Genomic DNA, 5,066 nt, shown 5'->3' with positions numbered 1-5,066 from the left:
GGAGCGACCCAAATCGCGCTGAGGTTCCCTCAGCGTGCGTTTGGGTCAAGACAGCGGAGTGCCGCCCCTCAAACTCCCCTGCACAAGGGTTGGTTTGTGTGAAGCGGGGCGCGCTTCTCTTCGAGACGCTACGCGAACGCATTAGCTCCGCAATGGGAATCGATCTGTGGGTGGAGTTTCTCGATTCTTGAAGGAGAGGCTATCGCCAGGGAAAATCCTTAACCTGTTGGCGTAGCCTCTGTCTTGACCCAAACACATGCGGAGGTTTCCTCCGCATGTGTTTGGGTCGCTCCGTAGGGAGATACTGACGTTAACTGAATTTTGCGATGAATATTAATCTACACTACCAGCCATCGCGACGCGATAGATATCAGCGGGGGTGAGGTTTGTGTGGATTACCTGACCATCTTTAAACCAGACAATCCGTCGGGTTTGTTTAGCAACATCGGGTTCGTGCGTCACCATGACGATCGTAATTCCACTTTCATTTAGTTGCGTGAAAATATCCATGACCTCTTGAGTCGTCCGCGAATCTAAGGCACCTGTCGGCTCGTCGGCTAGCAGAACGCGCGGTTCTCCGACGATTGCCCGCGCGATCGCGACGCGCTGCTGTTGCCCCCCAGAGAGTTGATTGGGACGATTGGCCATCCGGTTGCTCAAGCCCACTTTTTCGAGCGCGATAACGGCACGTTCTTTGCGTTCGTTGGGTGGCGTACCCCCATAAACCATCGGCAACATCACATTTTCGAGGGCGTTGAGCTGGGGTAAAAGATGGAATTGTTGGAAGATAAAACCAAGTTTGCGATTGCGGATTTTGGCCAATTCGGCATCGGGGACAGTGGACACATCGAGATTGTCCAGATAGTAATGTCCGCTGGTGGGTTGATCGAGACAACCGATAATATTCATCGCCGAGGATTTACCAGAACCAGATGGCCCCATGATCGCGCAATATTCGCCTTCAGCGATCGTCAGATTCACACCATCTAGAGCTTTAACCAAGGTGTCTTCGATGCCATAGGTTTTGTTGACATCTTCGAGGCGGATGATAATTGGTTGGCTGTCCATCGGGATTTAGGGGTGAGATGTATCGATTGGGTGATGTTGGTGACTAATATCAGTGTAAGCGTGGATATGGCTCAAATGGGAGTGGGCATGGGGGTGTTGATGGGCGATCGATCGATTCTTGCTGCCGACATCTGCGGGGTGCTCGTGCTGGTGGTAAGGATCGTGGCTGTGAGCGTGAGTATGCCAAAGTTCTGGATGAGTATGGACAAATCGATCGGGTGAGAGCCATAACTGCACGATCGCCAGTAACGACAACCCAACAAAACTCCCATATAGAAAAGTCCGATCGGGAACAGTCGTGCCCAGCCATCCCGCTAACGGATAGGCCCCCGCCCACCACAGATGACTCCAGGCAAAATGCGCGCCATATACCCGTCCTTGAAATTCCGTCGGCGTGCGATCGGCAATTAAGGTTTGCAGGGTGAGACTAATTAGGCTTTGGCCGCAGCCCGCGATCGCCCACAAGCCAATCAGCGGAACTAATCCGACGAAATTGGCACCGAGTAACGAGAGCGTTATTAATAAACCGCCAGCCCCGATCGTCACGATCTTCGATCGCAACTTGGGAAACATCCCGATTACCATTGCCCCAACTGTAGCACCCAAACCAAATCCCATCATTACCCAGCCATACTCGACCGCTGTTTGGTGGAGCGTCCCGCGTACATAGCCCACCGTATTCACCAAAATCTGGGCACCAGCGATCGAAGCTACTAATTGCATCATCAAGCCATACCGAATCGGGGCATCATGCCATAATCTCGACGTCCCAGCCCGAATATCTGTGCCGATCGATCCGATCGATTTTTGTGCTGATTCAGTCAGATCCGATCGTAAGTTACCTGGCAGCGTGCCAATGAGAATGGCCGCGATCGTAAAGCTCAAACCATCCCAGAAAAACAACTCCCTCGCACCGACAACTAGTGCCAATACTCCCGCAATTCCCGGTCCAAATACGCCTAAAATTTGATAAGTCGTAGCCGATAAGGCGATCGCTTGTGGATAGTCAGCCTTGCTGGTGACTAGGGGAATTGTCGCCTGATATGTCGGTGCGAAAAAAGCATTGAAGATATTTAAACCCAACACCAGCGCGTAGATTTGCCAGATGCTATTGACAAATGGCAATAAGCAAACCAATAGCATCCGGCCCAGATGCGTCACCATCAAAATTGGCTTCCGATCGTACCTGTCAGCGATCGCACCTGCTAATGGCGATAATAAAGTAAATGCCGTGACTCTGAGTGTCAATGCGCCAGCGAGGACGATTGGTGCAGATTTACCAGCTAGTTCAAAAGCCAATAATGCCAATCCCAACCAAGTCAAAGCATCTCCCAACAAACTAATCGTTTGCGCGAGATAAAGTCGTCTAAAAATCGGATTATTGAGACTGGTAGGGAAGCCAATTTTATGCATTTATTTAGATGGACGATCGTGATAGAACTAATACTACTATGTTAGGCTATTGACGCTATGACTACGATCGTCCGAGACTCACGATAATTTATGCCTGATCGTTCATCGGCGATACTACCGCCAGATTTGTATATTGAAATAAATGGCATCAAAACCCGTTATTGGCAGATGGGCAGATCCGGCAGTCCAGTTATTTTGCTACATGGGGGCAATGGCTCGATCGAGTTTTGGTTGTACAATATTGCTGCTTTAGCCGCATCCCATCGTGTGTATGCTTTTGATATGGTTGGTTCGGGTCGATCGGATTATCCCGACGGATCTTATTCGATCGAGTATCAAGCTGAATTTTTGGCAGGTTTCACGATCGCTTTAGGCATTAATTCAGCCACGCTGATTGGGAATTCCATGGGTGGTGCTGTTGCCTTGCAATTTACTAGATCTTATCCCGATCGTGTAGACAAGTTAGTATTAGTCGATAGCATGGGCTTAGGCCAAGAAATCAGTTGGGGAATTCGCCTAATTACTTTGCCAGCGATCGTCAATTTATTGCGACCGGGACGCTGGATGATTCCGGGAATGTTAAGATCTAATTTTTACAATCGTCATCTATTACCCCCAGAATGGATCGAATTTCGCTACCCAATTTTTGCCATTCCCGATCGCAATCGCGTGATTCTGAGACTCGGACAAAGTAATTTTAATCTCGCTGGCGTCCGTGCGGATGTCTATCAACCGATCGTTGCTAGCTTGCCCCAGATCGATCGCCCGACATTAATTGTTTGGGGAGCACAGGATCGAATTATTCCGGTCAAACATGCCTACGTTGCAGCCGCAGGTTTACCCCACCATCAATTAGAAATTTTTCCCGATTGCGGACATCATCCCTATCTGGAATATCCAGCTAAATTCAATCGCTTGGTATTGGATTTTCTCAACAATTAACTAATATCGATCGACCGTACCTATGTTAGAACCGATCGACAATGTTCGAGATGCTAAACCAACTTATTGGTATACAGGTTATTGCCCTCAGAGTGGCAAACTATTACAGTTACCGCGCACCCACCAAGTCGAACAAATTGCCCACGAATTGATGGCAAAATTGTCACTAGCCGATCGATATCGCCGTGAGGGGAAAATGTATGGTGTCTTATTAGTCGAAACATCCACAGGCGATAGATTCTCACTCCAAGCCTTTTCAGGATTATTAAATAGCCAAGCGGTTGTCGATGGCTGGGTACCGCCAATTCCAGGACGCGATCGCGTGGCGATCGAGGAAACTGCTACGCTAAAAGTTCTAGCGACGATGAAGCAAGAATTAATCGATCTGGATCGAACCACAGAGCGCGAACAATATCGATCGATCTCAGCGGAATTTGTCGATCGCATCAAGCAACTATCGATCGCACATCGTCAGCGCAAAGCAGTGCGCCAACAACAGCGCGAGCATTATGAGTCTACCCTCAACGAGGTGGAACTAACCGCCGCCATCGCCCAACTCATCGCCCAAAGCTGCCAGGATGGACGAGAACGCGATCAACTCAAGCAAGAGCGCGACGCAATTTTACACCCGCTCAAGCGGATTTTAGACCAGAATGACGATCTAATTCGGGAGCTGAAGCAACGGCGCAAGCTGCGATCTCGTCAACTTCAGACACAGATGCACGATGCTTATCGGTTGATGAACTTTTTGGGCACATCTAGCTCGTTGCGAGAATTGATGCCCGCTGGAATTCCCACGGGAACAGGCGATTGTTGCGCACCGAAGTTACTTCATTATGCCGCTAGTCATCAGCTTAAGCCGATTGCCATGGCCGAGTTTTGGTGGGGGGATGGGGATGGGGGGACGGGGAGAAAGATTCAGGGGGAGTTTTATGGGGCTTGTAAGGAGCGATGTCAGCCGTTGATGGGGTTTATGTTGGCGGGGTTGTCTTCGCTGCCAGCTAATTTAGATTTATCGATCGTTTATGAGGATGAATATCTAATGGCGATCGATAAACCTGCTGGATTATTATCGGTACCTGGGCGGACGATCGATCTCCAAGATAGTGTGTTGACAAGGTTGCGAGGATTGTATCCCGAAGTTTATGCCGTCCATCGACTCGATCGCGATACATCGGGGATATTATTATTTGCGCGGGATAAACAGACTTATCGAAAAATCAGTCAGCAGTTTGAAAATCGACAGGTACACAAAATATATGAGGCGATCTTGGGCGGCAGGATTGAATTAGAACAAGGCTCGATCGATTTACCCTTGTGGGGCGATCCGCTCGATCGACCGCGCCAACAGGTAGACTTTAATCTAGGGAAACCGAGCTTGACTCATTTTCAGGTATTAGGACAAATCGAAGGCTACACGCGGATTGAGCTTACTCCCGTGACTGGTCGATCGCATCAATTGCGCGTTCATGCTGCGGATGTTAGAGGTCTAGGTGTCGCTATTCTAGGCGATCGATTGTATGGTTGTCGGGCAGATTTAGAACGCTTACATCTACATGCACGCGAGCTGAGTTTTATTCATCCATACACATTGGCACGAATTTCGATCCAAACTCAATGCCCATTTTAAATCAAAGATCCGT

General features: G+C 49.1%; 4 protein-coding genes. 2 read left to right on the top strand and 2 right to left on the bottom strand.

What is annotated here, in order from left to right; translation table 11 throughout:
• Positions 1-333: 333 nt before the first annotated feature.
• Entirely contained in the window at positions 334-1,068 is a 735-nt protein-coding gene (locus RMO27_RS03940) for an ABC transporter ATP-binding protein (RefSeq protein WP_309729325.1), read from the bottom strand.
• A gap of 6 nt (positions 1,069-1,074) precedes the next feature.
• Entirely contained in the window at positions 1,075-2,481 is a 1,407-nt protein-coding gene (locus RMO27_RS03935) for an MFS transporter (RefSeq protein WP_309729323.1), read from the bottom strand.
• Between the two features lie 90 nt (positions 2,482-2,571).
• Here RMO27_RS03935 and RMO27_RS03930 point away from each other — a divergent pair, with 90 nt between their 5' ends.
• Positions 2,572-3,423, top strand: a complete 852-nt coding sequence (locus RMO27_RS03930; RefSeq protein ID WP_309729322.1) for an alpha/beta fold hydrolase — start codon at positions 2,572-2,574, stop codon at positions 3,421-3,423.
• 22 nt (positions 3,424-3,445) lie between these two features.
• A complete protein-coding gene (locus RMO27_RS03925) occupies positions 3,446-5,053 on the top strand; it encodes an RluA family pseudouridine synthase (RefSeq protein ID WP_309729320.1) in 1,608 nt (535 codons plus the stop codon).
• Positions 5,054-5,066: the final 13 nt, after the last annotated feature.

It is taken from the genome of Chamaesiphon sp. OTE_75_metabat_556 (assembly GCF_031378165.1).
Classification (GTDB): domain Bacteria; phylum Cyanobacteriota; class Cyanobacteriia; order Cyanobacteriales; family Chamaesiphonaceae; genus Chamaesiphon.
The sequence above is the reverse complement of the archived record's forward strand: the minus strand, read 5'-3'. Positions and strand labels throughout refer to the sequence as shown.